At 66.4% G+C, this 26,371-nt stretch carries 29 protein-coding genes and 2 pseudogenes; 25 read left to right on the top strand and 6 right to left on the bottom strand.

Going from position 1 to position 26,371, the window contains the following annotated elements; translation table 11 throughout:
• Positions 1–74 precede the first annotated feature (74 nt).
• The 4 genes from fusA to A5707_RS13005 all read left to right on the top strand — a co-directional run bounded on the left by fusA (position 75) and on the right by A5707_RS13005 (position 5,757).
• Entirely contained in the window at positions 75–2,183 is a 2,109-nt protein-coding gene (fusA, locus tag A5707_RS13020; protein WP_082969435.1) for an elongation factor G, read from the top strand.
• Between the two features lie 106 nt (positions 2,184–2,289).
• Positions 2,290–3,480, top strand: a complete 1,191-nt coding sequence (gene tuf / locus A5707_RS13015) for an elongation factor Tu (protein WP_065014881.1) — start codon at positions 2,290–2,292, stop codon at positions 3,478–3,480.
• A 205-nt stretch (positions 3,481–3,685) separates the two neighbouring features.
• On the top strand, positions 3,686–4,513 hold the full coding sequence (locus A5707_RS13010) for a mycofactocin-coupled SDR family oxidoreductase (RefSeq protein WP_065014904.1): 828 nt from the start codon (positions 3,686–3,688) through the stop codon (positions 4,511–4,513).
• A 32-nt stretch (positions 4,514–4,545) separates the two neighbouring features.
• Positions 4,546–5,757, top strand: a complete 1,212-nt coding sequence (locus A5707_RS13005) for an NAD(P)/FAD-dependent oxidoreductase (protein ID WP_065014903.1) — start codon at positions 4,546–4,548, stop codon at positions 5,755–5,757.
• A gap of 82 nt (positions 5,758–5,839) precedes the next feature.
• On the opposite strand, the gene A5707_RS13000 is transcribed toward A5707_RS13005, so the two are convergent.
• Together A5707_RS13000 and mftR are read right to left on the bottom strand one after the other, a co-directional pair.
• Complete coding sequence (locus tag A5707_RS13000) at positions 5,840–6,889, bottom strand: DUF2332 domain-containing protein (protein ID WP_065014880.1); 1,050 nt, start codon at positions 6,887–6,889, stop codon at positions 5,840–5,842.
• Positions 6,886–7,482, bottom strand: coding sequence for a mycofactocin system transcriptional regulator (mftR, locus tag A5707_RS12995; protein ID WP_197495321.1), 597 nt, complete (start codon positions 7,480–7,482; stop codon positions 6,886–6,888). The genes A5707_RS13000 and mftR overlap by 4 nt, the downstream gene beginning before the upstream one ends.
• 115 nt (positions 7,483–7,597) lie before the next feature.
• Between mftR and mftA the strand changes: the two genes are divergently transcribed.
• The 7 genes from mftA to mftG all read left to right on the top strand — a co-directional run bounded on the left by mftA (position 7,598) and on the right by mftG (position 14,099).
• Complete coding sequence (gene mftA / locus A5707_RS12990) at positions 7,598–7,693, top strand: mycofactocin precursor MftA (protein WP_082969434.1); 96 nt, start codon at positions 7,598–7,600, stop codon at positions 7,691–7,693.
• On the top strand, positions 7,678–7,992 hold the full coding sequence (mftB, locus tag A5707_RS12985; RefSeq protein ID WP_065014878.1) for a mycofactocin biosynthesis chaperone MftB: 315 nt from the start codon (positions 7,678–7,680) through the stop codon (positions 7,990–7,992). The genes mftA and mftB overlap by 16 nt, the downstream gene beginning before the upstream one ends.
• Positions 7,989–9,155 (top strand): mycofactocin radical SAM maturase, encoded by a 1,167-nt coding sequence (gene mftC, locus A5707_RS12980; RefSeq protein WP_065014877.1) that lies wholly within the window; start codon positions 7,989–7,991, stop codon positions 9,153–9,155. Before mftB ends, mftC begins: the two co-directional genes overlap by 4 nt.
• 2 nt (positions 9,156–9,157) lie before the next feature.
• Entirely contained in the window at positions 9,158–10,351 is a 1,194-nt protein-coding gene (gene mftD, locus A5707_RS12975) for a pre-mycofactocin synthase MftD (protein WP_065014876.1), read from the top strand.
• 133 nt (positions 10,352–10,484) lie between these two features.
• The gene (gene mftE / locus A5707_RS12970) at positions 10,485–11,243 is read left to right on the top strand and encodes a mycofactocin biosynthesis peptidyl-dipeptidase MftE (protein WP_065014901.1); all 759 of its coding nucleotides are present in this window, start codon (positions 10,485–10,487) and stop codon (positions 11,241–11,243) included.
• Positions 11,240–12,652 carry a mycofactocin biosynthesis glycosyltransferase MftF gene (gene mftF / locus A5707_RS12965; RefSeq protein WP_065014875.1) on the top strand — a complete coding sequence of 471 codons (1,413 nt, stop codon included), beginning with the start codon at positions 11,240–11,242 and terminating at the stop codon, positions 12,650–12,652. Before mftE ends, mftF begins: the two co-directional genes overlap by 4 nt.
• A 7-nt stretch (positions 12,653–12,659) precedes the next feature.
• Positions 12,660–14,099, top strand: a complete 1,440-nt coding sequence (gene mftG, locus A5707_RS12960; RefSeq protein WP_065014874.1) for a mycofactocin system GMC family oxidoreductase MftG — start codon at positions 12,660–12,662, stop codon at positions 14,097–14,099.
• On the opposite strand, the gene A5707_RS12955 is transcribed toward mftG, so the two are convergent.
• Complete coding sequence (locus tag A5707_RS12955; protein ID WP_065014873.1) at positions 14,022–15,680, bottom strand: MFS transporter; 1,659 nt, start codon at positions 15,678–15,680, stop codon at positions 14,022–14,024. The genes mftG and A5707_RS12955 overlap by 78 nt on opposite strands.
• An 84-nt stretch (positions 15,681–15,764) precedes the next feature.
• Here A5707_RS12955 and A5707_RS12950 point away from each other — a divergent pair, with 84 nt between their 5' ends.
• The gene (locus tag A5707_RS12950) at positions 15,765–16,436 is read left to right on the top strand and encodes a TetR/AcrR family transcriptional regulator (protein WP_065014872.1); all 672 of its coding nucleotides are present in this window, start codon (positions 15,765–15,767) and stop codon (positions 16,434–16,436) included.
• On the opposite strand, the gene A5707_RS12945 is transcribed toward A5707_RS12950, so the two are convergent.
• The gene (locus A5707_RS12945) at positions 16,402–17,652 is read right to left on the bottom strand and encodes a cytochrome P450 (RefSeq protein ID WP_065014871.1); all 1,251 of its coding nucleotides are present in this window, start codon (positions 17,650–17,652) and stop codon (positions 16,402–16,404) included. The genes A5707_RS12950 and A5707_RS12945 overlap by 35 nt on opposite strands.
• A 222-nt stretch (positions 17,653–17,874) precedes the next feature.
• On the opposite strand from A5707_RS12945, the gene A5707_RS12940 reads away from it, so the two are divergent.
• Positions 17,875–19,434, top strand: coding sequence for a carboxylesterase/lipase family protein (locus A5707_RS12940; protein ID WP_065014900.1), 1,560 nt, complete (start codon positions 17,875–17,877; stop codon positions 19,432–19,434).
• Positions 19,435–19,460: 26 nt separating this feature from the next.
• On the opposite strand, the gene A5707_RS12935 is transcribed toward A5707_RS12940, so the two are convergent.
• Positions 19,461–19,937, bottom strand: coding sequence for a hotdog fold domain-containing protein (locus tag A5707_RS12935; RefSeq protein WP_065014870.1), 477 nt, complete (start codon positions 19,935–19,937; stop codon positions 19,461–19,463).
• A gap of 417 nt (positions 19,938–20,354) precedes the next feature.
• On the opposite strand from A5707_RS12935, the gene rpsJ reads away from it, so the two are divergent.
• The 12 genes and pseudogenes from rpsJ to A5707_RS12875 form a co-directional block, all read left to right on the top strand.
• Positions 20,355–20,660 carry a 30S ribosomal protein S10 gene (gene rpsJ / locus A5707_RS12930; RefSeq protein WP_003873519.1) on the top strand — a complete coding sequence of 102 codons (306 nt, stop codon included), beginning with the start codon at positions 20,355–20,357 and terminating at the stop codon, positions 20,658–20,660.
• A gap of 14 nt (positions 20,661–20,674) precedes the next feature.
• A complete protein-coding gene (gene rplC / locus A5707_RS12925) occupies positions 20,675–21,328 on the top strand; it encodes a 50S ribosomal protein L3 (protein ID WP_065014869.1) in 654 nt (217 codons plus the stop codon).
• On the top strand, positions 21,328–21,978 hold the full coding sequence (gene rplD, locus A5707_RS12920; RefSeq protein ID WP_065014868.1) for a 50S ribosomal protein L4: 651 nt from the start codon (positions 21,328–21,330) through the stop codon (positions 21,976–21,978). The genes rplC and rplD overlap by 1 nt, the downstream gene beginning before the upstream one ends.
• Positions 21,978–22,280 carry a 50S ribosomal protein L23 gene (rplW, locus tag A5707_RS12915; protein WP_065014867.1) on the top strand — a complete coding sequence of 101 codons (303 nt, stop codon included), beginning with the start codon at positions 21,978–21,980 and terminating at the stop codon, positions 22,278–22,280. Before rplD ends, rplW begins: the two co-directional genes overlap by 1 nt.
• Positions 22,281–22,305: 25 nt before the next feature.
• Positions 22,306–23,145 carry a 50S ribosomal protein L2 gene (gene rplB, locus A5707_RS12910; protein WP_065014866.1) on the top strand — a complete coding sequence of 280 codons (840 nt, stop codon included), beginning with the start codon at positions 22,306–22,308 and terminating at the stop codon, positions 23,143–23,145.
• Positions 23,146–23,154: 9 nt separating this feature from the next.
• Positions 23,155–23,436: a 30S ribosomal protein S19 gene (gene rpsS, locus A5707_RS12905; RefSeq protein WP_045373356.1), complete on the top strand. Its 282-nt coding sequence runs from the start codon at positions 23,155–23,157 to the stop codon at positions 23,434–23,436.
• A complete protein-coding gene (gene rplV, locus A5707_RS12900; protein ID WP_065014865.1) occupies positions 23,433–24,008 on the top strand; it encodes a 50S ribosomal protein L22 in 576 nt (191 codons plus the stop codon). Before rpsS ends, rplV begins: the two co-directional genes overlap by 4 nt.
• Complete coding sequence (rpsC, locus tag A5707_RS12895) at positions 24,008–24,844, top strand: 30S ribosomal protein S3 (RefSeq protein WP_065014864.1); 837 nt, start codon at positions 24,008–24,010, stop codon at positions 24,842–24,844. Before rplV ends, rpsC begins: the two co-directional genes overlap by 1 nt.
• Before the next feature lie 3 nt (positions 24,845–24,847).
• Complete coding sequence (gene rplP, locus A5707_RS12890) at positions 24,848–25,264, top strand: 50S ribosomal protein L16 (protein WP_065014863.1); 417 nt, start codon at positions 24,848–24,850, stop codon at positions 25,262–25,264.
• Positions 25,264–25,506 carry a 50S ribosomal protein L29 gene (gene rpmC / locus A5707_RS12885; RefSeq protein WP_065014862.1) on the top strand — a complete coding sequence of 81 codons (243 nt, stop codon included), beginning with the start codon at positions 25,264–25,266 and terminating at the stop codon, positions 25,504–25,506. Before rplP ends, rpmC begins: the two co-directional genes overlap by 1 nt.
• Entirely contained in the window at positions 25,506–25,886 is a 381-nt protein-coding gene (rpsQ, locus tag A5707_RS12880) for a 30S ribosomal protein S17 (protein WP_065014861.1), read from the top strand. Before rpmC ends, rpsQ begins: the two co-directional genes overlap by 1 nt.
• A gap of 84 nt (positions 25,887–25,970) precedes the next feature.
• Positions 25,971–26,189, top strand: a pseudogene (locus tag A5707_RS12875) (hypothetical protein); the annotation flags it as partial.
• Here A5707_RS12875 and A5707_RS23330 read toward each other — a convergent pair.
• Positions 26,168–26,371, bottom strand: a pseudogene (locus A5707_RS23330) (sulfatase-like hydrolase/transferase); the annotation flags it as partial. The pseudogenes A5707_RS12875 and A5707_RS23330 sit on opposite strands and share 22 nt — an antisense overlap.

Here is a 26,371-nt window from a genome sequence, read left to right as displayed (position 1 = left end):
GGCGGCCGTCTGGCAGCGTCGCCGGAGGCGAGAACGACAGCTAACCAAGCAACCGAAAGAGTGGGAAGACTTCTGTGGCACAGAAGGACGTGCTGACCGACCTGAACAAGGTCCGCAACATCGGCATCATGGCGCATATCGACGCCGGGAAGACGACGACTACCGAGCGGATCCTGTACTACACCGGCGTCAACTACAAGATCGGTGAGACGCACGACGGCGCCTCCACCACCGACTGGATGGAGCAGGAGCAGGAGCGCGGCATCACCATCACCTCGGCGGCGGTGACCTGTTTCTGGAACAACAACCAGATCAACATCATTGACACCCCGGGACACGTCGACTTCACCGTCGAGGTGGAGCGCAGCCTGCGGGTGCTCGACGGCGCGGTGGCGGTGTTCGACGGCAAAGAGGGCGTGGAGCCCCAGTCCGAGCAGGTCTGGCGCCAGGCCGACAAATACGACGTGCCGCGGATCTGCTTCGTCAACAAGATGGACAAGATCGGCGCCGACTTCTACTTCACCGTGCGCACCATCGAGGAGCGCCTGGGCGCCAAGCCGCTGGTCATCCAGTTGCCGATCGGCGCCGAGAGTGAGTTCGAGGGCATCGTCGACCTGGTCGAGATGAACGCCAAGGTGTGGCGCGGTGAGACCAAGCTCGGGGAGACCTACGAGACCATCGACATCCCCGCGGACCTGGCCGACAAGGCCGAGGAGTACCGCACCGCGCTGTTGGAGATTGTCGCCGAGACCGACGAAGAGCTGCTGGAGAAGTACCTGGGTGGCGAGGAACTGTCCGTCGACGAGATCAAGGGCGCGATCCGCAAGCTGACGGTGGCCTCCGAGATCTACCCGGTGCTGTGCGGCAGCGCGTTCAAGAACAAGGGCGTCCAGCCGATGCTGGACGCGGTCATCGACTACCTGCCGTCGCCGCTGGACGTCGAGTCGGTGCAGGGCCACGTACCCGGCGACGAGAGCGAGATCATCACCCGCAAGCCCAGCACCGAGGAGCCGTTCTCCGCGCTGGCGTTCAAGATCGCGGTGCACCCGTTCTTCGGCAAGCTGACTTACGTGCGGGTGTACTCCGGGAAGGTGGAGTCGGGCTCACAGGTCATCAACGCCACCAAGGGCAAGAAGGAGCGGCTGGGCAAGCTGTTCCAGATGCACGCCAATAAGGAGAACCCGGTCGACACCGCGTCCGCCGGCCACATCTACGCCGTCATCGGACTCAAGGACACCACCACCGGTGACACGTTGAGCGACGCCAACCAGCAGATCGTGCTGGAGTCGATGACGTTCCCCGACCCGGTCATCGAGGTGGCCATCGAGCCCAAGACCAAGAGCGACCAGGAAAAGCTGAGCCTCTCGATCCAGAAGCTGGCCGAAGAGGACCCGACGTTCAAGGTGCACCTGGACCAGGAGACCGGCCAGACCGTGATCGGCGGCATGGGCGAGCTGCACCTGGACATCCTGGTCGACCGGATGCGCCGCGAGTTCAAGGTCGAGGCCAACGTCGGCAAGCCGCAGGTGGCCTACAAGGAGACCATCCGCCGCAAAGTGGAGAGCGTCGAGTACACCCACAAGAAGCAGACCGGTGGCTCGGGTCAGTTCGCGAAGGTCATCATCACGCTGGAGCCGCTCGTCGACGGCGAAGAGGGCGCGACCTACGAGTTCGAGAACAAGGTCACCGGTGGCCGTATCCCGCGCGAGTACATCCCGTCGGTGGATGCCGGCGCCCAGGACGCCATGCAATACGGTGTGCTGGCCGGCTACCCGCTGGTGAACCTGAAGGTCACCTTGCTCGACGGCCAGTACCACGACGTCGACTCGTCGGAGATGGCCTTCAAGATCGCCGGTTCGCAGGCGCTGAAGAAGGCGGCCGGTCAGGCGCAGCCGGTGATCCTGGAACCGATCATGGCCGTCGAGGTCACCACCCCTGAGGATTACATGGGCGACGTGATCGGCGACCTGAACTCCCGCCGTGGTCAGATCCAGGCCATGGACGAACGCAGCGGTGCCCGCGTGGTCAAGGCGCATGTGCCGCTGTCGGAGATGTTCGGCTACGTCGGCGACCTGCGGTCGAAGACACAGGGCCGGGCAAACTACTCCATGGTGTTCGACTCCTACGCCGAGGTTCCGGCTCAGGTGTCGAAGGAGATCATCGCGAAGGCGACGGGCGAGTAAACAACCAGCATTGGCGCGGAGTAACCTTGCCCGGTCACTACCGCGGCACAAGTGAAGAAACCAACACTGCTTTAACGAGCACCAACAAGTCCAGGAGGACACAGAAGTGGCGAAGGCGAAGTTCGAGCGGACGAAGCCGCACGTCAACATCGGGACCATCGGTCACGTTGACCACGGCAAGACCACGCTGACCGCGGCTATTACCAAGGTCCTGCATGACAAGTACCCGGAGTTGAACGAGTCGCGGGCATTCGACCAGATCGACAACGCGCCCGAGGAACGTCAGCGCGGTATCACGATCAACATCTCCCACGTGGAGTACCAGACCGAAAAGCGTCACTACGCACACGTCGACGCCCCGGGCCACGCTGACTACATCAAGAACATGATCACCGGCGCCGCCCAGATGGACGGCGCGATCCTGGTGGTCGCCGCCACCGACGGCCCGATGCCGCAGACCCGCGAGCACGTGCTGCTCGCGCGTCAGGTCGGCGTGCCCTACATCCTGGTCGCGTTGAACAAGGCCGACATGGTCGACGACGAGGAGCTGCTCGAGCTCGTCGAGCTGGAGGTCCGCGAGCTGCTTGCCGCCCAGGAGTTCGACGAGGACGCTCCGGTGGTCAAGGTATCGGCGCTGAAGGCGCTCGAGGGCGACCCGCAGTGGGTCGAGGGCATCGTCGAGCTGATGAACGCCGTCGACGAGTCGATCCCGGACCCGGTCCGCGACACCGACAAGCCGTTCCTGATGCCCGTCGAGGACGTCTTCACGATCACCGGCCGTGGCACCGTCGTCACCGGCCGTGTGGAGCGCGGCGTGATCAACGTCAACGAGGAAGTCGAGATCGTCGGCATCAAGCCGACCAGCACCAAGACCACGGTCACCGGTGTGGAGATGTTCCGCAAGCTGCTCGACCAAGGACAGGCCGGTGACAACGTCGGTCTGCTGCTGCGTGGTATCAAGCGGGAAGACGTCGAACGCGGCCAGGTCGTCACCAAGCCCGGCACCACCACGCCGCACACCGAGTTCGAGGGCCAGGTCTACATCCTGTCCAAGGACGAGGGCGGCCGGCACACGCCGTTCTTCAACAACTACCGCCCGCAGTTCTACTTCCGCACCACCGACGTGACCGGTGTGGTGACGCTGCCGGAGGGCACCGAGATGGTGATGCCCGGTGACAACACCGACATCGCGGTCAAGCTGATCCAGCCCGTCGCCATGGACGAGGGTCTGCGGTTCGCGATCCGCGAGGGTGGCCGCACCGTCGGCGCCGGCCGGGTCACCAAGATCGTCAAGTAGTTTCGACCGCCAAGCGGCGCTCATCCGAAAGGGTGGGCGCCGCTTTGCGATGAGGGATATTGTCACGACCCGCGCCCGGATCAACGACCAACCACTGGTCACATTGCAGTTGCACATCGCAGCGGCGGTTGTGCCGGCTGGGCCTGTCTAGAACACGTTTCAGTTCCGCTGCTAGCCTGACCGGCAGTCGGTGAAAGGGGTGTCCGTGTCTACAGCAGCCGGGTCTTTGCAAGGACGCGTCGCGTTCATCACCGGCGCTGCCCGGGGGCAGGGCCGTGCTCACGCCGTCCGGTTGGCGCGGGAGGGCGCCGACGTCATCGCTTTGGACATCTGTGCGCCGGTATCCGAGAGCATCACCTACACGCCAGCCACTCCCGAGGATCTCGCCGAGACCGTCCGGGCGGTGGAGGCCGAGGGGCGGAAAGTGCTGGCGCGTGAGGTGGACATCCGAGACAGCGTGGCGCTGCAGCAGTTGGTGGCCGATGGTGTCGAGCAGTTCGGCCGGCTCGACATTCTGGTGGCCAACGCGGGTGTGCTGAGCTGGGGCCGGGTTTGGGAGATCACCGAGGAGCAATGGGACACCGTCATCGGTGTCAACCTCTCGGGTACCTGGCGGACGGTCCGCGCGGCGGTGCCGGCAATGATCGAGGCCGGCAACGGCGGGTCCATCGTGGTGGTCAGCTCGTCAGCCGGGCTGAAGGCCACCCCCGGCAACGCCCACTATTCGGCGTCCAAGCATGGCCTCGTCGGGCTGGCCAATGCGTTGGCCATCGAGTTGGGCGAGTTCGGCATCCGAGTCAACACGATCCATCCGTATTCGGTCGACACCCCGATGATCGAGCCGGAGATGATGATGAAGGTCTTCGCCGAGCACGGGCACTATGTACACAGTTTCCCCCCGATGCCCGTGCAGCCCAAGGGGTTTATGACCGCCGACGAGGTGGCTGACGTCGTCGCCTGGCTGGCCGGTGACGGGTCAGGGACATTGTCGGGAGCGCAAATTCCGGTCGACAAGGGTGCTTTGAAGTATTAACCCAGGGTGCTCCACCGTTCGTGGCCGCGATCGTGTATGAACTCCACGTGACTAGTAGCGAGGGGGGCAAGGGCCCCGGAAACGGAATCGTGGTCGTCGGCGGGGGGCTCGCTGCGGCTCGGCTGGCTGAACAGCTTCGCCGGGCGGAGTACACCGGCCCGATCACCATCGTCAGCGACGAAGCGCATTTGCCCTACGATCGGCCCCCGCTGTCAAAGGAGGTATTGCGCAGCGAGGTCGACGACGTGACGCTCAAACCGCGTGAGTTCTACGACGAGCGCGACATCACGCTGCGTCTCGGGTCGGGGGCCACCAGTCTGGACACCGCGGCACAAACCGTGACGCTGGACGACGGAACGGTGCTGGGCTACGACGAGCTCGTCATTGCGACCGGCCTGGTGCCGCGGCGCATTCCGGCGTTTCCCGATCTGGACGGCATCCGGGTGTTGCGTTCGTTCGACGAGTGCCTGGCGTTGCGCAGCCACGCATCCGCCGCACGCCGTGCCGTCGTCGTCGGCGCCGGGTTCATCGGCTGTGAGGTCGCGGCGAGCCTGCGTGGCCTGGGGGTCGAGGTGGTGCTGGTGGAGCCGCAGCCGGCGCCGCTGGCGTCGGTGCTCGGCTCGCAGATCGGCGAGTTGGTGGCGCGGCTGCACCGCGCGGAGGGGGTCGACGTGCGCACTGGCCTCGGGGTCGCCGAGGTTCGCGGTAGCGGTCACGTCGACACGGTCGAGCTGACCGACGGAAGCGAGGTGGCGGCCGATCTGGTCGTCGTCGGAATCGGCTCCCGGCCGGCCACCGAGTGGCTGGAGGGCAGCGGCATCGAGGTCGACAACGGCGTGCTCTGCGACATGGCCGGGCGCACCAGCGTGGCCAACGTGTGGGCGCTCGGCGACGTGGCCTCGTGGCGTAACCCGTCCGGACACCAAGTGCGAGTAGAACATTGGAGCAATGTCGCCGAGCAGGCGAGGGTCGTGGTGCCCTCGATGCTGGGCCAAGATGTCCCGTCGAACGTCGTGGTCCCGTACTTCTGGAGCGACCAATACGACGTCAAGATCCAGTGCCTGGGCGAGCCGCACGCCACCGACACCGTGCACCTCGTCGAGGACGACGGCCGCAAGTTTTTGGCGTATTACGAGCGCGACGGTGTCTTGGTCGGCGTCGTCGGTGGTGGCATGCCCGGCAAGGTGATGAAGACCCGGGCCAAAGTCGCCGCAGGCGCACCGATCTCAGAAGTGTTGGGCTGAGCGACGTTCGCCGCGAGCGTGCGTGTCCCCGGCCGACACGCCGAGCGTGTCGCCGGGAATGCGCACGCTCGCGGGAGGGGAATCACGCCCAGGTGACCGGCGGACCATGTGGCGAGCAGTCGGCTAGTATCCGATCCTCACCGCTGGGCCAGCGGCGAGCGCGCAACAGAAACTCCACCGGGGAGTCCGGTGTTCGCCGCTGCGGCTCCAGCGTGAGGTGAACAAACGGCGAAGCGCTTCCGGCGCGGGCTGCCAACGCGTCGACGCCGGCGTCGACGGCTGTCTGCTCGTCGCGGGACAGGTACTGCCGCGTGATGGAGTGCCACAGCACGGTCGTCGCGCCCGCCGCCACGGTGAGCCCGGCGACGGCCTCACCGGCCCGGCGGGTTTCCAGCGGGGCGGCGACGCGGCGCGCGACGCTGATCGCGCCGCGCAGCCGCTGCAGCCGGACGGGCATATCGGGCCAGATATAGCTCAGCAACGTCAACTCGCCGTCGCGACTGGTGGCATCCACCGGTGCCAGGTCGTAGCCGCGGCGCTCGACGATCCGCAACCCCGCGGCCGGAGGCAGTTGACCCCGCCACGCGTCGTCGATGGTCACCGGCGAGTCGCCCGGGCCCCATTGCCCGGCCGGGTAGCGATACCGGTAGTAGTCGGCCCGCAGGTTCAGCCCGGCGCTGCAGCCGATCTCGAAAAGCCTTACCGGCAAGTCAAATTCGCTAGCCAGCAGCAACAGCGCCCCGATCAGCGCGGCCGAGCGGCCCACTTCGTTGGTCTGCGGCGGCTGCTCGAGCGCGCCGCGCAGCGCGCCAGCGTGGTCGGTGGCGGCCCGCACGATGTCGGGCCAGGCTGCCTCGGCATCCCAGTGACCGCCGGTGCTCGGATACCAGCGCCGCAGCGCCGGCGCGCGACCGTCGAGCACCAGCCGGTGCAGCCCGCCGAGCAGTCGTAGCGGCAGGGCCAGCCGCCCCGGCTCATGCTCGTGCCCTGAAAGGATGCCGGCGAAAACCCCGCCGGCGTCGACGTCGCTACCCACCCGACTGAGCAGTTCGCCGTACATCGGTGAGCCCAGTTCGGCGCAGGCCTGGCCCTGCGCCCGCAGGGACCGCACGAGCGCGGTGTCGCTGTTCACGGCGTCAGCCGGTCCAGTCCGGCGCGGACCACGTCGAATGCGCCGCCGAGCGCCTGCGGTAATGACACCGACTCGTCGTCGAGCCAGTGCTCATAGGCGCTCAGCGCCACTCCGAGCATCATCCACGCAACGGTCTGCGGCAACAGGTCGGCCGGCTTGGCCCCGGACCTGCGTGCCACAAATTCCGAAATGACTTCTCGCCAGCCGGCGTACATCGTCATCGAATAGGCTTGTAGCTCCGCAGTTTGCAGGATCACCCGCATACGCTGACGGTGCCGGACGGTCTCCGAGTCGTCAAAAGTGTTGAACGCCAACAGGGCTGTGCGCAGCGCTTCACCCAGCGGCACATCCACATCGACGTCGTCGAGCAGTTCGCGCAGGTGCTGCAGGTGAGCGTCGAAGTCGCCCCAGGGAATCGCGTTCTTGGAGGCGTAGTAGCGGAACAGCGTGCGCCGGGCGATACCCGCTGCCTGCGCGACATCGTCGACGCTCACCTCGTCGAACCCGCGGGCCGCGAACAGTCCGAGGGCCACGTCGGTGATGTGGTGCGGGGTCGTCGAGCGGCGCCGGCCCACCCGCGCTTGAGGCATCATGACATCCCCTTTCTGGGGGCCCTCTTCCGTTCTGGCACTCGATGCCATATTCTGGCCAAGATTGTGACCGGGCTGACACCCACTTGTCGAGCCCCTGACAACGAAAGGCCACACCATGGAGCCCAACCAGCAGATCGACACCGACACCGAGCTCGTCACCGAGACCCTGGTCGAAGAGGTGTCCATCGACGGGATGTGCGGGGTCTACTGAGCGTGCCCGCGGGCGAATTCAGCCCGGATGCCGGCTGGCGGTTGCACCCGCAGGTCGCCGTGCGGCCCGAGCCGTTCGGTGCGCTGTTGTATCACTTCGGCACTCGCAAGCTGTCGTTTTTGAAGAACCGCACGATCTTTGAGGTCGTGCAGTCGCTGGACGACCACGCCGACGTGCGAACCGCCTGCCGTGCCGCAGGTATCGACGACGCGCAGCAGCAGCCCTATGTGCACGCACTGAGTGTGTTGGCCGCCTCCAACATGCTGGTGCCCAGGGAGACAAGGGAAGTGAGCCAATGACAGCGGTCGTACCCCGGCTGGTGGAGCAGTTCGAGCGCGGCCTGGACGCACCGATCTGCCTGACGTGGGAACTGACCTACGCCTGCAATCTGGCGTGTGTGCACTGCCTGTCCTCGTCGGGTAAGCGCGATCCGCGTGAATTGTCCACGCGGGATTGCCAAAACATCATCGACGAGCTGGAACGCATGCAGGTGTTCTACGTCAACATCGGCGGCGGTGAGCCGACGGTGCGACCGGACTTCTGGGAGCTGGTCGACTACGCCACGGCACACCACGTGGGGGTGAAGTTCTCGACCAACGGGGTGCGGATCACCCCCGAGGTCTCGGCGCGGCTGGCGGCCAGCGACTACGTCGATGTGCAGATCTCCCTGGACGGCGCAACCGCGGAGGTCAACGACGCCGTCCGAGGTGCCGGGTCGTACGCCATGGCGGTGCGGGCACTGGAGAACCTGGCCGCAGCAGGGTTCTCCGACGCCAAGATCTCGGTGGTCGTGACTCGCCACAACGTGGACCAGCTCGACGAATTCGCAACGCTGGCAAGCCGTTACGGTGCTACTCTGCGAATCACGCGGTTGCGCCCATCCGGTCGCGGCGCAGACGTCTGGGACGACCTGCACCCAACGGCGGACCAACAGATCCAGCTCTACGACTGGCTGGTCGCCAATGGCGAGCGGGTGCTGACCGGCGACTCGTTCTTCCACCTGTCGGCGCTCGGCGAACCCGGGGCGCTGGCCGGGCTGAACATGTGCGGGGCCGGCCGGGTGGTCTGTCTGATCGACCCCGTCGGCGACGTGTACGCCTGCCCATTCGCCATCCACGATCGCTTCTTGGCCGGAAATGTGTTGTCCGACGGCGGATTCGACAACGTGTGGAAGAACGCTCCGCTGTTCCGTGAGTTGCGTGAGCCGCAGTCGGCCGGGGCCTGCGGCAGCTGCGGCCACTACGACAGCTGCCGGGGCGGTTGCATGGCGGCCAAGTTCTTCACCGGTCTGCCGCTCGACGGGCCGGACCCTGAATGCGTGCAGGGCTACGGCGCGCCTGCGCTGGCCCGCGAGCGCGACAAGCCGCGCCCGGCCGGCGACCACTCCCGTCGCAGCGGGCCGGTGCCGTTGACGCTGTCGACGCGCCCGCCGCAGCGCCTCTGCAATGAAAGCCCGGTGTAGCCGTGGCGCGTGATGCGTGGTTCGAGACCGTTGCAATCGCTCAGCAGCGGGCGAAGCGGCGGCTGCCGAAGTCGGTGTACGCCGCGCTGATCGCCGCCAGCGAGAAGGGCATCACGGTATCGGACAATGTCGAGGCGTTCGGCGAACTGGGCTTCGCGCCGCACGTCGTCGGTGCGATCGCCAACCGAGACTTGTCGACTACCGTTATGGGACAAGATATCTCGCTGCCAGTGATCATCTCGCCCACGGGCGTGCAGGCGGTGCACCCCGACGGTGAGGTGGCCGTCGCGCGAGCGGCGGCGGCGCGGGGCACCGCGATGGGGCTCTCCTCGTTCGCCAGTAAGCCGATCGAAGAAGTCATCGCAGCCAACGACAAGCTGTTCTTCCAGGTCTACTGGCTCGGCGACCGCACCGCGATCGCCGAACGGGTCGAACGGGCCCGCGAGGCCGGCGCGGCCGGCCTGATCGTCACCACCGACTGGACGTTCTCGCACGGCCGCGACTGGGGCAGCCCCAAGATCCCCGAACAGATGAATTTCCGCACCGCGGCCCGCATGATGCCGGAAGGCCTGACCCGGCCGGGCTGGCTGCTGCAATGGGCGAAGACGATGCGCCCGCCGAGCTTGCAGGTACCCAACCAGGCCCGGCGCGGCGAACCGGGACCGCCGTTCTTCGCCGCCTACGGTGAATGGATGGCCACCCCGCCGCCGACGTGGGAGGACATCGCGTGGCTGCGCGAACTCTGGGGTGGGCCGTTCATGCTCAAGGGCGTGATTCGGGTGGATGACGCCAAAAGAGCTGTGGATGCCGGAGTTTCGGCGATTTCGGTGTCCAACCACGGTGGCAACAACTTGGATGGCACACCGGCGGCAATCCGCGCACTGCCCGCCGTCGCCGACGCGGTCGGTGATCAGATCGAGGTATTGCTCGACGGTGGTATCCGCCGCGGCAGCGATGTCGTCAAGGCGCTGGCGTTGGGGGCGCGTGCGGTGATGATCGGCCGCGCGTATCTGTGGGGCTTGGCGGCCGCCGGGCAGGGCGGGGTCGAGAATGTGCTCGACATCTTCCGCAGTGGCATCGACTGTGCGCTGACCGGCCTGGGGCACGCGTCGGTGCACGACCTCAGCGCCGACGACGTCGTGGTTCCTCCCGGGTTTGCTCGCGCGCTCGGCGTGCCCACCGGCGAGCTGGGCTAGGCGGGCCCGCGGCGACACCAGCGGGAGCGCTGATACTCGCGTGGCAGACGTGGCACAGGTGGACGAGGGTGACAAAACCACCAGGATGGTGGAAAAAATTTCATCTGGACAACCAACAACCAATGCACGACAGGTGAATTCGTCCTACCATCGGCGGGTGGCCGTCCTCGGCGAACTCAGCAGCTCGACGTCGGGCCAGCTACGCGGCATGTCCTCGGCGGTGTTGATCCCGGTCGGATCCACCGAACAGCATGGCCCGCACCTCCCGCTGGACACCGACACGCGGATCGCGACTGCGGTCGCCACTGCGGTCGCCGCACGGCTCGCCGAACAGCCAGGGCAACGCGCGCAGGGCCAGCAGTGGCTGGTCGCACCGGCCATCGGCTACGGCGACAGCGGCGAGCACCAAAGCTTTCCCGGAACCATTTCCATCGGCACGGACGCCCTGGCCATGCTGCTGGTGGAGTTCGGCAGGTCGGCGACCTGCTGGGCCCAACGCCTGCTGTTCGTCAACGGCCACGGCGGCAACGTCGCTGCCCTGGACCGCGCGGTGCGCCTCCTGCGATCCGAGGGACGCGACGCCGCGTGGTCGGCATGCACGGCCTCGGGTGCCGATGCTCATGCCGGCCACACCGAAACATCCGTGTTGCTGCACATTTCACCCGCAGATGTATTGACCGACCGGTGGTGCTCGGGTAACGGCGCCCCGCTGTCCGAGCTGCTGCCGACGATGCGCAGCGGGGGAGTCGCGGCGGTCAGCGCGGTCGGGGTGCTGGGAGACCCGACGACGGCGACCGCGGCCGAGGGGCGCCGGATCTTCACCGAGATGGTCGACGGTTGCGCGCGCGCAGTCCTGCGCTGGGCGCCGCGCGCCGACGGGATGCTGACATGACCCAGACCCGGCTGCCGGACGGGTTTGCTGTCCAGGTCGACCGACGCGTCCGGGTGATCGGGCGGGGGTCGGCTCTCCTGGGTGGCTCGCCCACCCGTTTGCTGCGACTGGCGCCGGCCGCGCAGGACATGCTGGCCGACGGCCGGCTCAAGGTGCACGACGCCCTCAGCGCCGAGCTGGCACGCACCCTGCTGGACGCGACGGTGGCGCACCCCCGGCCAGCTGGAGGACCTTCACACCGCGACGTCACCGTGGTAATTCCCGTGCACGACAACGCATGTGGGCTGCGTCGGCTGCTGGCCTCCCTGCGTGGTTTGCGCGTGATCATCGTCGACGACGGCTCGGCAGAGCCGATCGAGCGCGACGACGTCGCGGGCGCGCACTGTGACGTCGAGGTGCTGCACCATCCCCGCAACCGGGGACCCGCGGCCGCCCGCAACACCGGGCTCAACGCATGCAAAACCGACTTCGTGGCGTTTCTGGACTCCGACGTGGTGCCGCGCCGCGGCTGGTTGGAGGCGCTGCTCGGTCATTTCTGCGACCCCACCGTCGCCCTGGTGGCGCCCCGCATCGTCGGCCTGACCCAAAGCGACCACCTGGTGGCCCGCTACGAGGCGGTGCGCTCGTCGCTGGACCTCGGGCAGCACGAGGCCCCGGTCATTCCCTACACGAACGTGGCGTATGTCCCCAGCGCGGCCATCATCTGCCGCACTTCCATGCTGCGCGACGTCGGCGGGTTCGACGACACGCTGCAGGCCGGTGAAGACGTCGACCTCTGCTGGCGGCTCGTCGAAGCCGGTGCTCGACTGCGCTATGAACCGATCGCGTTGGTCGCACACGACCACCGCACCGAACTGCGGGATTGGATTGCGCGCAAAGCGTTTTACGGCGGATCGGCGGCGCCGTTGTCGGTGCGCCACCCCGACAAGACGGCGCCGCTGGTGATCTCCGGTTGGGCATTGGCGGCCTGGATCATGATGGCGGTCGGCTCCGGGTTGGGATATCTGGCGTCACTGCTGCTGGCCGCGGCAACGGGTCGCCGCATCGCCAAGTCCATGGAGGGGCCCGACACCCAGGTCTGGGACGTCGTAGCGGTCGCAGCCCGGGGCCTGTGGTCGGCGGCGCTGCAGTTGGCGTCGGCGATCTGCCGGCACTATTGGCCGGTGGCGCTGTTGGCCGCAATGCTGTCCCGACATTGTCGGCGTGCGGTGGTGATCGCCGCCGTCGTCGACGGGGTAGTCGACTGGTTGCGTCGCCGGGGGGCTACCGAAGACGAAGCCAGACCCATCGGGCTGCTGACATACCTGCTGCTGAAGCGCCTCGACGACCTGGCATACGGACTCGGATTATGGTGCGGCGTGGTACGGGAACGCAATATCCGACCACTCAAGCCGCAGATCCGGATCTGACCACCAGTTGAGCGCAGCCACCCTGCACAGCGATGTGCTGATCATCGGCGCAGGAAGTGCTGGATCAGTTGTGGCTGAGCGGCTTTCCGTCAACCCCGAGTGTGCGGTGACGGTGCTGGAGGCCGGGCTCGGTCTCACCGATCCGCAGCTGCTGGCGCTGACCACCAACGGCCTGCAGCTGCCGATCGGGGCGGCCAGCCCGCTGGTGTTGCGCTATCAAGCGCAACTGACCGAACGCCCGCCCCAACGCATGCTGATCATGCGCGGTGCGACCATCGGAGGTTCCGGCGCCGTCAACGGCGGTTATTTCTGTCGTGGGCTGCCCCGTGATTTCGACGACTATGGGCTTCCCGGGTGGATGTGGTCAGACGTGCTCGACCATTTCCGGGCCATCGAGACGGACTTGGATTTCGACGGTCCCGCTCACGGGAACCAGGGTCCGATCCCAGTGCGCCGTACAACCGAAATCGTCGGCAGCACTGCTGCTTTCATGACAGCGGCGCAGCAGGCCGGTTTCGACTGGCTCGCCGATTTGAACGACACTGGCCATGAGATGCCGACCGGTATAGGTGCCGTCCCGCTCAACATCGTCGACGGCATCCGAACAGGCTCGGGCAGAGGTTATCTCACGCCCGCGCTACGACGGCCCAACCTCACGCTGCTGGCGCAGACGCGCGCCATGCGGTTGCGTTTCGCAGGTACCCGCGCTGTCGGCGTCGACGCCGCCGGCCCGGGCAGCGCGATGACGCTGACCGCTGATCGAATTGTGCTGTGCGCCGGTGCGATCGAATCGGCCCATCTGCTGATGCTGTCCGGGGTCGGCGACGAGGTGATGTTGCGCGGGGCCGGGGTCGACGTAGTGGCGCCGCTACCGGTCGGCATGGCCTGCAGCGACCACCCGGAATGGGTGCTGCCGACGAACTGGCCGATCGCCGCCCGTCGGCCGGTGCTGGAAGTGGTGCTGAGCACGTCGGACAATCTCGAAATACGCCCGTACACAGGCGGGTTCGTCGCCATGGCCGGTGACGGCACCGCGGGCCACCCGGATTGGCCGCACATCGGTGTGGCGCTCATGCAGCCACGCTCTCGCGGGCGGATCACACTGGTGGCCGCTGATCCCGCGGTGCCGCCGCGAATCGAGCACCGCTACGACACAGAGCCCGATGACATCGCCACCCTAGAGCGAGGCGCCGAGTTGGCACGCGAATTGGTCGGGGCGGCAACACCCGTCGGGCCCCCCGCCTGGTCGACGTCGCAGCATCTGTGCGGCAGCGTCCCGATGGGCACCGACGACGACCCTCGCGCCGTCGTCGACCCGCAGTGCCGGGTACGCGGTATCGAGGGCCTGTGGGTGATCGACGGTTCGGTCCTACCGACGGTCACCAGTCGCGGCCCGCACGCCAGCATCGTCATGCTCGGCCACCGGGCTGCGGAGTTCGTCATCTGAGTTGCGCCGGCGGGACACGATTTGCCGCACCAAACGCAGCTGTTGGCCGTCTCGGCCCGGCGCCCATGCGGCGATGAGCAGCGCGGCGACGGCGATGATCACCCCGAGCACCAGAACCGACGACTGCGTCGCCGCCAGGAACGCGCTACGGCTGATGTCGGCGAGCTGAGCGCCTTGCGGCCCAAGCCTTTCCGAAAGCTCCAGTGCCTGGGCCAGCGAATGGGAGGCCGGTCCGCGCACCGGTTCGGGGAAGGGTGTCAGGTGCGGAGCGATGACGTGACCGTACCGCGCTGCCAGGATGGATCCGGCCAGCGCAATCCCGAGGGCCGCCCCAACCTCGCGGGTGGTGTCGTTGACCGCCGAGGCGACCCCCTGCTTCTCGTCGGGCACTGCCGCCATGATCACTGAAGTCGTTGGGGCCGTGCATAACCCGATTCCGGTACTGACCACCAGCAGCGGCCACATCATGTCCCAGTACGGCGAATTCACGTCGAGCACGCGCAGCCACAGGAAACCGGCCGAGATCAGCAGCAAGCCGACGAAGATCACCAGCCGCAGTCCCAATCGTGGCAGGTACCACCGGGACAGAATTGAGAACGTCAGCATGGGCAGCATCAGCGGGCTGAAGGCGATCGCCGTGCCAATCGGGCTGTAGCCCATCACCAATTGAACGAACTGCATCATGACGAAGAAGAACCCGAACATCGCCACGAAGAAGACGGTGATGGTGGCCGAGCCGGTGGCGAAGTCGGGTCGGCGGAACAACCGGACATCCAGCAGCGGATGGCGGCGTCGCAACTCGACGAATCCGAACAGCGCCGCCAGCACCACGCCCGCTGCCAGCGACCCGTACACCAGCGGGTTACTCCACCCCTGCTGGGGCGCCTCGACCACGCCGAAGACGAAAACCGCTACGGCGCCGCCGATTAACGCCGCGCCCACCCAGTCCAGCGGCGTCGCCTGGTCGTCGCGGGAGGACGACACTGTGCAGGCCAGCACGAAGATCAGCGCGGCGCCACCGGCGAAGGCCCAAAAGATCGACTGCCACGGCCAGAAGTACAGCAGCCCCCCGGACCCGAGCATCCCGATGACCCCGCCGCACCCGGCGACACCCGCCCAAATGCCGACGGCCTTCATGCGTTCGTCGGGGCGATACGCGGCGGTCAACAGCGACAGCGTGGCAGGCATGATGAAGGCGGCGCCGGCTCCGGCCACCCCTCTGGCCACGATGATGTGCAGTGGGCTGGTGAACACCGCGGCCGCCACCGACGCCAGCGCGAAAATCGCGAGGCCGATCAGCAGCGCGCCGCGCCGGCCATAACGATCGCCGACAGCGCCGGCAGGCAGCAGCAGGCAGGCCAGCACGACGGTGTAACCATCGACCACCCAGGTCAATTGGGACTGCGTGGCCGAGGTCGCCACCGCGATATCGCCCAACGCGGTGTTCAACGCGACCATCGAGGCGATCACCAGCGATACGCCCATACAGGCGACGGCCATCGTCCAGATTCGTGCGCGATTGGACCCGAGCGCGGTGCCGACATCAGTACGCTGGTCAGGCCGGACGAGGGTTTCGGCCACAGCGGGCGCCCCCTTTCGGTGGCGAAGATATTTTTGAGACTACCAGTCTCGTAGGTAGACCGATAGTCTCGGTTTTAAACGGAGGTGGTCCTCATCACCGGCAGCAGTACCGATCCCCGGCCGGCGCGGTCCCGGGCCCGACTACTCGAGGCTGCTACCGCGCTCCTGCGCTCGGGGGGACCGAGCGCGGTGACCGTCGATGCGGTCACTCGAGGCGCCAACGTAGCCCGGGCCACGTTGTATCGCCACTTCCCGAGCGGAAACGATTTGCTGGCAGCAGCTTTCAACAGTTTGATCCCACCGGCGCCCATGCCCTCCGAAGACGGCAGCCTGCGTGAGCGACTCATCGCGGTGGTGCTGGGCTTCGGTCAATCGATCGCCGAAGCGCCCGGCATGCTGACCGCGATGTCGTGGCTGGCGCTCGGCCGCGACTTGGAGCAGATGCCAGAAGCCCGGGGCGCTCACGCCGCGGACAGTGCTGCGATCAACACGCTGCGCGAACACATCGCTGCGCAGTACGCAGCCCCGTTTGACGCGATTTTCGACAGCCCGGAGGCTGCCGAGCTAGGCGACATCGACCGCTCCCGTGCGATCGCTCTGCTGATCGGCCCGCTGGCATTGGGTCGGCTGTCGACGCTGCCGGACTTCGACTACCGGGAATGCGCCCGAGCCGCCGTCGACGGTTTCCTTCATGTGCAGCGCACGCAGCGGCAAACGCGGGTCAGCGCAGCGAGTACCGAATCGGCAGGTGCTTGAGTCCGCCGACGAACACCGTGGAAATCAGCTCCGGGTTCCCGTTTAGCTCAATGGAATTCAGTCGGGGCAGCAATTCGGTGAAGAAGCTGTTCACCTCCATGCGGGCCAGCGCGGCGCCCAGGCAGAAATGCACGCCATAACCGAATGCCAGGTGCTTGTTCGGGTCACGGCCGACGTCGAAGCGGAACGGATCCTCGAACACCTCCTCGTCCCGGTTGGCCGAGACATAGGACAGATACACCGATTCGCCTTCAGCGATCGGGATCCCGCGCACGCTGGTGTCGGCGGTGGCGGTGCGCATGAACTCCTTGACCGGAGTCACCCAACGGATCATTTCCTCGGTGGCCAACGGCATCAGATCCAGGTTCTCGGTCAGCCGCTGCCGTTGATCGGGGTTCTCGATCAGCGCCTGCAGGCCGCCGGCGATCGTCGCGCTGGTGGTGTCGTGCCCGGCGGTCGCGATGATCACGTAGTAGGAGGCGGTGTCGATATCGGAGAGCGGTTGGCCGTCGACGCGGGCGTTGGCGATAGCCGAGGCCAGGTCCTCGGTTGGATGTTCGCGGCGGGACGCGGTGATGGCATTGAAGTACCCGAAGAAATCGAGCAGGATTTGGAGCTGTTCTTCGGGGGTGTTGCCGCGCTTGAATTCCTCGTCGTCGCCGCCGAAAAGCTCCTGCGTGAGCTTGAGCATGCGCGGGAAGTCCGACTCGGGCAGACCCAATAGCGACATGATCACGTACAGCGGGTAATTCACCGCCACTTCTTGCACGAAGTCGCACTCGGTGCCGGCTGCCATCATCTTGTCGACGTAGATCTTGGCCAGCTCGTCGACGCGGACCTTGAGCGCCCGCATCGCTTTGGGGCGGAACCAGTCGGCGCCGATCGCCCGCACCACCCGGTGTTGCGGGTCGTCCATGTGGATCAGAGTGCGCAGCCCCATTCCAGAGTCCAGCTGCGCCCGCGCAAAGTCGTCTTGCTCGGCCGTCGCCAGCAGCGGACGCGGCTCGTTGATCCACAAATTGTTGTCCCGCTCGATGTCCATGATGTCGGCATGCTTGGTGATCGCCCAGAACGGCCGATAGGGCGGGCAGTCGACCAGCGACACCGGCGCATGGGCGCGCAGATGGCTCAGCGCCGCATGCAGCCGCGGCTCGTCGGCGTAGGAGGTCGGGTCGGCGAAGACCTTGGCGGCCTCGTCAATGATCGGTGTGCTCATCGGCTTCCTCACCTGCTGGCGTGATCTCTCGACGGGTGCGCCCGGCGGCGCTGCGAGCCGCAAGCGGCCCGAAAAGCAGCCAGGCAACAAGACTCCGGGATTTTTAGTGTCCGTCATCCCAAAATCTGCGGGAGTGGTTTTGAGAGATCCGTAGGCTGAACTCTTGTGTCGAGCCGATTGCTTCGTCGTGGCCGCGTCCGCGCCGCACTGCTGGTGGCGGCGATGGTCGTGGCCGGCTGCGGCCATGGCGGTAGCGCGGTGCCGAACGGGTCGGCGCCCGCGTATGCCGGGCCGCTAGATGCTGCCGTTGTGCGCACCCCGGTGGGTTCGATGCGTGGGCTTGTTGCTGCCGATTACCGGCTATTCCAAGGCATTCCATATGCGGCACCGCCGGTTGGTGCGCTGAGGTGGCAGCCGCCGCAGCCGGCGGCGCGCTGGCCCGGGACGCTGAACGCCACCAAACCTGGCCCGCAATGCATTCAGGAGACCCGCTCGGGGAAGACCAACGAAAGCTGCCTCACCCTCAACGTGTGGACGCCCACAGGGGGCCGAGCCGACAAGCGCCCAGTGATGGTGTGGATTCACGGGGGCGGCTTCGTCAACGGCAGTGGCGACATCTACAACGCGCGGTGGTTGGCCGCCAAGGGCCACATCGTCGTCGTCACGCTCAACTACCGGCTGGGGGCACTCGGATTCCTCGCCCACCCGTCGCTGGGCGCCCCCGCCGACGTGGGCAACTACGGGCTCGCCGACCAGCAGGCCGCGCTGCGCTGGGTTCGAGACAACATCACCGCCTTTGGTGGCGATCCGGCCAAGGTGACCATTGCCGGCGAGTCTGCAGGCGGCATGTCGGTGTGCGATCACTTGGCGGCACCTGGATCGGCGGGCCTGTTCCGCGCGGCGATCATCCAAAGCGCGCCGTGTCAGGCACAGCCCGACCTGGCGACCGCCCAACGCATCAGCCTGGATTACGCGGCGTCGGTGGGCTGCCCCGATCCGGCCGCCGCTGCGCAGTGTCTGGGAGCGCTGCCTGCGACGGCGCTGTCTCGACCGCCCTGGTACACCCACATCGGCGACGCCAACGCGTTGAGCGGGCCGGTCGTCGGCACCGGGGTGCTACCGGTCGGTCCCATTGCGGCGTTCGGCGGCGGGCGGGCCGCCCGGGTCCCGGTGTTGATCGGCGTCAACCATGACGAGTTCACCATGTTCGCCGCGCTGCGGTACGCGCGCCGGAACCACGGCGTCACCAGCGCCGAATATCCTGCTGTGCTGGCCGACATTTTCGGCGCCGACGGTCGTGGCGTGCTGGCGCACTATCCACCGGATCGCTATGGCGGGGACGTGTCGCTTGCCTACTCCGCGGCGGTCACCGACGGCGTCTTCTCATGCGTCGCCGACCGAATGGCGGTCGCATTGAGCCGTAACGCGCCGGTCTATGCCTACGAGTTCGACGATCCGCATGCGCCGGCGCCGGACTCGTTGCGGCACGCGCCTTTTCCGGTCGGTGCCAGCCACTCGCTAGAGTTGCGGTACCTGTTCAATGTCGGGGGCGCCCCGCCCCTGAATCCGGCTCAGCGTGCGCTGTCCGACCAGATGATCGCCTACTGGAGCCAGTTCGTGAGCACGGGCACGCCAAAGGCCGTCGGTCAACCCGAGTGGCCCAAGCTAAGTGGCGATCACGCCCCATGGATGTCGTTGCGTCCCGACGGCAGCAGGATCACCACCACCTTCGAGGGCGACCACCAATGCGCGTTCTGGGCGACGCTGAAAGGCAGATCATGAGCCCGCCCCCAGTGGAGTAGGTGGCATCAGCGCGCGGGCGTCACCCAGGTGGTGATGTCGGCGTGCACGACCTCGACGCCGCTGCGGTCGGTGACGCTGACGGGCACCACGAGCTCGACGCCGTCGGTGATCTGGTCGAAGGCCGGCGGATCAAGCCGGGCCACCGCCCGCAGCGACGTCGTCGCCTTCTCCAGGTACTGCACACTCATCGACTTGGGGATCCAGCGATGGCTGCGCGGCACGGTGGCTTCCATCAGCATCCCCATCGCAACCTCGGCGGCGTTGCAGCACGCGATCGCATGCACGGTGTGCAGATGGTTGTAGACGAATACCCACTTGGGCACCCGCACCTCGGCCAGGCCCGGCTGCATGCGCACCACATGTGGCAGCACCGAGACGAAGTAGGGGACTCGCGCCATCGCGGCCGCCGAGAACAACCGAGTGCCACCCGGTCGCCCCGACAGCCGCTTCCACGCCTGGTAGGTGCTGGTCGAAGCTGCCATGACCGGCTACCTTACTCTTCAGTAAGATGGCTGCGTCGGTGACTCTGCGTCCACCAGGCGGGGCACTCGCACTTTGCCGTGGTACGCGCAGAGTCAAGCCGCCCCGGAGGTCACCGCCGAGGATTTGGCCACCAACCCGATCTGGGGCATACTGTTCAGGTTGCCTTGGGCCGGGTTCGCGCCTGGCCGGGCATACGACCGGCGCCCAGACGGGCGCGTCCGGTCCCATCCTCGGAACGCGACCAATTTCGGCCGCGGACCAGGCTGCGTGCGGGCGACACACCCGACCGCGGGGGCCGGTGGACCACGACAGGTAAACAGCGGCGCAACATCCGGCGCGACGCCAGATCGATCACGGATCGATCGACGCGCTGCGGGACACCGGGTCCGGACATTGGAGAGTGAGGTAGGAGAAGCGTGGCGGGACAGAAGATCCGCATCAGGCTCAAGGCCTACGACCACGAGGCCATTGACGCCTCGGCGCGCAAAATTGTCGAGACGGTCGTCCGGACCGGCGCCAGCGTGGTCGGACCGGTGCCGCTGCCGACTGAGAAGAACGTGTACTGCGTCATTCGCTCTCCGCACAAATACAAGGACTCGCGGGAGCACTTCGAAATGCGCACGCACAAACGGTTGATCGACATCCTCGATCCGACGCCGAAGACCGTTGATGCGCTGATGCGTATCGATCTGCCGGCCAGCGTCGACGTCAACATCCAGTAGGAGATCGGCGAGCAATGGCGAGAAGAGGCATTCTGGGCACCAAGCTGGGCATGACGCAGGTGTTCGACGACAACAACCGAGTTGTTCCGGTGACGGTGGTCAAGGCCGGACCCAACGTGGTGACTCGAATCCGCACACCGGAGCGTGACGGCTACAGCGCAGTGCAGTTGGCCTACGGCGAAATCAGTCCTCGGAAGGTCAACAAGCCGCTGACCGGTCAGTACGCTGCCGCCGGGGTCAACCCGCGTCGGCACCTGGCCGAGTTGCGGCTCGACGACGCCGACGGGACAGCGGAATACGAAGTCGGCCAGGAGTTGACCGCCGAGATCTTTTCCGCCGGCAGCTATGTCGACGTGACCGGCACCTCCAAGGGCAAGGGCTTTGCCGGGACCATGAAGCGGCACGGTTTCCGCGGGCAGGGCGCCAGCCACGGCGCTCAGGCGGTGCACCGCCGGCCGGGCTCGATCGGTGGCTGCGCCACGCCGGCACGGGTGTTCAAGGGCACCCGGATGGCCGGGCGGATGGGTAACGATCGGGTCACCACCCAGAACCTGTTGGTGCACAAGGTCGATGCCGAGAACGGCGTGCTGCTGATCAAAGGTGCGGTCCCAGGCCGCAACGGCGGACTCGTCGTGGTCCGCAGCGCGATCAAACGAGGTGAGAAGTAATGGCTGGCATCAAGATTGACGTCAAGACCCCGGACGGCAAGAAGGGCGGCTCCGTCGAGTTGCCTGCCGAGTTGTTCGATGCGCCGGCGAATATCGCGTTGATGCACCAGGTAGTCACCGCCCAGCGGGCGGCGGCGCGGCAGGGCACGCACTCGACCAAGACGCGCGGCGAGGTACGCGGTGGTGGTCGTAAGCCGTACCGGCAGAAGGGCACCGGGCGGGCTCGCCAGGGCTCGACACGTGCTCCGCAGTTCACCGGCGGTGGCGTTGTGCACGGCCCCAAGCCGCGCGACTACAGCCAGCGCACCCCGAAGAAGATGATCGCCGCCGCGCTGCGCGGCGCGTTGTCCGACCGGGCCCGCAACGACCGCATCCACGCGATCAGTGAGCTGGTGACGGGGCAGACGCCGTCGACCAAGAGCGCCAAGGCTTTTCTGGCCACGCTCACCGATCGCAAGCAAGTGCTGCTGGTGATCGGACGTACCGACGAGACCGGTGCCAAGAGCGTGCGCAACCTGCCGGGTGTGCACGTGCTGGCACCCGATCAGCTCAACACCTATGACGTGTTGCGCGCCGACGACGTGGTGTTTTCGGTGGAGGCCCTCAACGCCTACATCGCGGCCAACACTCCCGAGGAGGTTTCGGCCTGATGGCGACTATCACTGATCCCCGCGACATCATCTTGGCGCCGGTCATCTCGGAGAAGTCCTACGGGCTGATCGACGACAACGTCTACACGTTTCTGGTGCATCCTGATTCGAACAAGACGCAAATCAAGATCGCGATCGAGAAGATCTTCTCGGTCAAGGTGGCCGCGGTGAACACCGCGAACCGGCAAGGTAAGCGCAAGCGCACCCGGACCGGATACGGCAAACGTAAGGACACCAAGCGCGCCATCGTCACGCTGGTGCCGGGCAGCAAGCCGATCGACCTGTTCGGGGCACCGGCGTAGTCGAGGATAGAGAGACTTAACAGACATGGGAATTCGCAAGTACAAGCCGACGACTCCGGGTCGTCGCGGTGCCAGCGTCTCCGATTTCTCCGAGATCACTCGTTCGACTCCGGAGAAGTCGTTGGTGCGCCCGCTGCACGGACGCGGCGGGCGCAACGCGCACGGCCGAATCACCACTCGCCACAAGGGCGGCGGGCACAAACGTGCCTACCGGGTGATCGACTTTCGCCGCAACGACAAGGACGGTGTCAACGCAAAGGTCGCGCACATCGAATACGACCCGAACCGCACCGCGAGGATTGCACTGCTTCATTATCTCGACGGTGAGAAGCGTTACATCATTGCACCGCAGGGACTCTCGCAGGGCGATGTGGTGGAGTCGGGCGCCAACGCCGACATCAAGCCGGGCAATAACCTTCCGCTGCGCAACATCCCGGCCGGTACGTTGATCCACGCCGTGGAGCTGCGACCGGGCGGAGGTGCCAAGCTGGCCCGCTCGGCGGGGTCGAGCATCCAGTTGCTCGGCAAAGAGGGCACCTACGCGTCGCTGCGGATGCCCAGCGGCGAGATCCGCCGGGTCGACGTGCGCTGCCGCGCCACCGTCGGCGAGGTAGGCAACGCCGAACAGGCCAACATCAACTGGGGTAAAGCCGGCCGGATGCGCTGGAAGGGCAAGCGCCCGTCGGTGCGCGGTGTGGTGATGAACCCCGTCGACCACCCGCACGGCGGTGGTGAGGGTAAGACGTCCGGTGGGCGTCACCCGGTCAGCCCGTGGGGCAGGCCCGAGGGACGTACCCGCAAGCCGCACAAGCCCAGTGACAAGCTCATCGTCCGACGCCGGCGCACCGGCAAGAAGCACCGCTAGGAGTAGCCGATGCCACGCAGCCTGAAGAAGGGTCCGTTCGTCGACGATCACCTACTGAAAAAGGTCGACGCGCAGAACGAGAAGAACACCAAGCAGGTCATCAAGACCTGGTCGCGGCGGTCGACCATCATCCCGGACTTCATCGGCCACACGTTCGCCGTGCACGACGGACGTAAGCATGTGCCGGTGTTCATCACCGAGGCGATGGTGGGGCACAAACTCGGCGAGTTCGCACCGACACGCACCTTCAAGGGACACATCAAAGACGACCGGAAAGCCAAGCGGCGATGACCAGCACGACTACCGAATTTCCTTCTGCGGTGGCCAAGGCGCGCTTCGTGCGTGTCTCACCGACCAAAGCACGCCGGGTGATCAACTTGGTGCGCGGCAAGTCCGTGTCCGAGGCACTCGACATTCTGAGGTGGGCGCCGCAGGCGGCCAGCGCCCCGGTGGCCAAGGTCATTGCCAGTGCGGCGGCCAACGCCCAGAACAACGATGGGCTCGACCCGTCAACTCTGGTGGTGGCCAGCGTCTTCGCCGACGACGGCCCGACTGCCAAGCGGATCCGTCCGCGCGCTCAAGGCCGTGCCTTCCGGATCCGTCGTCGTACCAGCCACATCACCGTGGTGGTGGAGAGTCGGCCGGTGAAGGACGAGCGTTCGCAGTCAGCGCGGGCGCGGCGTGCGCAGGCCAGCAAGGCGGCCGCCAAGAAGGCGCCGGCCAAGAAGGCACCGGCCACGAAGGCGCCCGCCGACAAGGCGCCCGCGAAGAAGGCATCCGCCAAGAAGGCGCCGGCCAAGAAGTCCACGGAAACTTCCAAGAAGACTTCTGAGACTTCCGAAGCGAAGGGAGGCTCGCAGTAGTGGGCCAGAAGATCAATCCGCACGGCTTCCGGCTGGGGATCACCACCGACTGGAAGTCACGCTGGTACGCCGACAAGCAGTACGCCGACTACGTCAAGGAAGACGTGGCGATCCGCCGGCTGCTCTCCAGCGGGCTGGAGCGCGCCGGAATCGCCGACGTAGAGATTGAGCGCACCCGCGACCGGGTCCGGGTCGACATCCACACCGCCCGACCGGGCATCGTCATCGGCCGCCGCGGCACCGAAGCTGACCGCATCCGCGCCGACCTGGAGAAGCTGACCGGCAAGCAGGTCCAGCTCAACATCCTCGAGGTGAAAAACCCTGAATCCCAAGCACAATTGGTGGCACAGGGGGTAGCCGAACAGTTGAGCAACCGGGTCGCGTTCCGCCGCGCCATGCGCAAGGCGATCCAGTCGGCCATGCGTCAGCCCAACGTCAAAGGCATCCGGGTGCAGTGCTCCGGCCGTCTCGGCGGCGCCGAGATGAGCCGCTCGGAGTTCTACCGCGAAGGCCGAGTCCCGCTGCACACGCTGCGCGCCGACATCGACTACGGCTTATATGAAGCCAAGACCACCTTCGGCCGCATCGGCGTCAAGGTGTGGATTTACAAGGGCGACATCGTCGGTGGGAAGCGTGAGCTGGTTGCTCCCACGGGTGGCGCCGACCGTCCGCGCCGCGAGCGGCCGTCGGGCACCCGTCCGCGCCGCAGCGGTGCTGCCGGTACCACGGCCACCAGCACCGACGCCGGACGTGCCGCCTCGGGTGCTGAAGAAGGCGCTGCGCCGGCTGCCGTCGCCGCGGAGCCGACCGCCGAAACGCAGAGCACGGAGAGCTGAATCATGTTGATTCCCCGTAAGGTCAAGCACCGCAAGCAGCACCACCCCCGCCAGCGTGGCATCGCCAGCGGCGGCACCACGGTGAGCTTCGGCGACTACGGCATCCAGGCCCTTGAGCACGCCTACATCACCAACCGGCAGATCGAGTCCGCTCGTATCGCCATCAACCGGCACATCAAGCGTGGCGGCAAGGTGTGGATCAACATTTTCCCGGACCGGCCGCTGACCAAGAAGCCCGCCGAGACCCGAATGGGCTCGGGTAAGGGCTCGCCGGAATGGTGGATCGCCAACGTCAAGCCAGGCCGGGTGCTCTTCGAGCTCAGCTACCCGAACGAGTCGATCGCCCGGGCCGCGCTTACCCGGGCAATTCACAAGTTGCCGATCAAGGCACGCATCGTCACCCGAGAGGAGCAGTTCTGATGGCAGTGGGAGTTTCCGCTGGCGAACTGCGCGAGCTCACCGAGGAAGAGTTGATCGAGCGGTTGCGCGAATCGAAGGAAGAGCTGTTCAACTTGCGCTTCCAGATGGCGACCGGACAGCTCACCAACAACCGTCGGCTCCGCACGGTGCGTCATGAAATCGCGCGGATCTACACCGTGCTCCGCGAACGTGAACTCGGCCTGGCATCGGGCCCCGATGGTGCTGAAGATGAGGAATCGTAATGGCAGAGGCGAAAACCGGCGCCAAGGCTGCGCCGAAGAAGGCCGCTAAGTCCGCTCCGAAAAGTGCCGCATCCAACGATGCTGCCCAGAAGGAAAAGGGCCCCAAGCACACTCCGCGCACCCCGAAGCCGCGGGGCAGGCGGAAGACCCGCATCGGCTACGTGGTGAGCGACAAGATGCAGAAGACCATCGTGGTCGAGTTGGAAGATCGGGTGCGCCACCCGCTCTACGGCAAGATCATCCGCACCACCACAAAGGTCAAGGCGCACGACGAGAACGGTATCGCCGGCATCGGCGACCGGGTCTCGCTGATGGAGACACGCCCGTTGTCGGCTACCAAGCGCTGGCGGCTGGTGGACATCCTGGAGAAGGCCAAGTAGCCGTCCCGCAACCGCATCCAAAGCCCTCAATTCCCATGCGGAATGGGGGCTTTTGGGTATGCGCCTCGGCGTATAGTCACAGCGATGTCGAGTGAGTTCAACGGCAAAATCGCCCTGGATATTCGTGACTCGGAGCCGGATTGGGGACCGTTCGCCGCGCCGACCGCACAGGAAAACGCCCCGAACGTCCTGTATTTGGTGTGGGACGACGTCGGCATCGCCACCTGGGACTGCTTCGGTGGACTGGTCGACATGCCGAACATGACCCGCATCGCCGACCGCGGGGTGCGACTGTCGCAGTTGGGGAACCCGTCGGTGAATTCCTCGATGGTGGCCATGCCCACCGTGGTGGCGTTGCGACCAGTCAGCAGCGCCGCTCGCGTCGGCGAGCACAGCGCCGTGGTGTGGAACTGCGACAGTCGCACCCCGCGGTCGGCGATGCGGGTCATGTTCGGCATGTCGACCAGTCCACCGAAGCAGTCCCA

It is taken from the genome of Mycobacterium kyorinense (assembly GCF_001672775.1).
Classification (GTDB): Bacteria; Actinomycetota; Actinomycetes; order Mycobacteriales; family Mycobacteriaceae; genus Mycobacterium; species Mycobacterium kyorinense_A.
The sequence above is the reverse complement of the archived record's forward strand: the minus strand, read 5'-3'. Positions and strand labels throughout refer to the sequence as shown.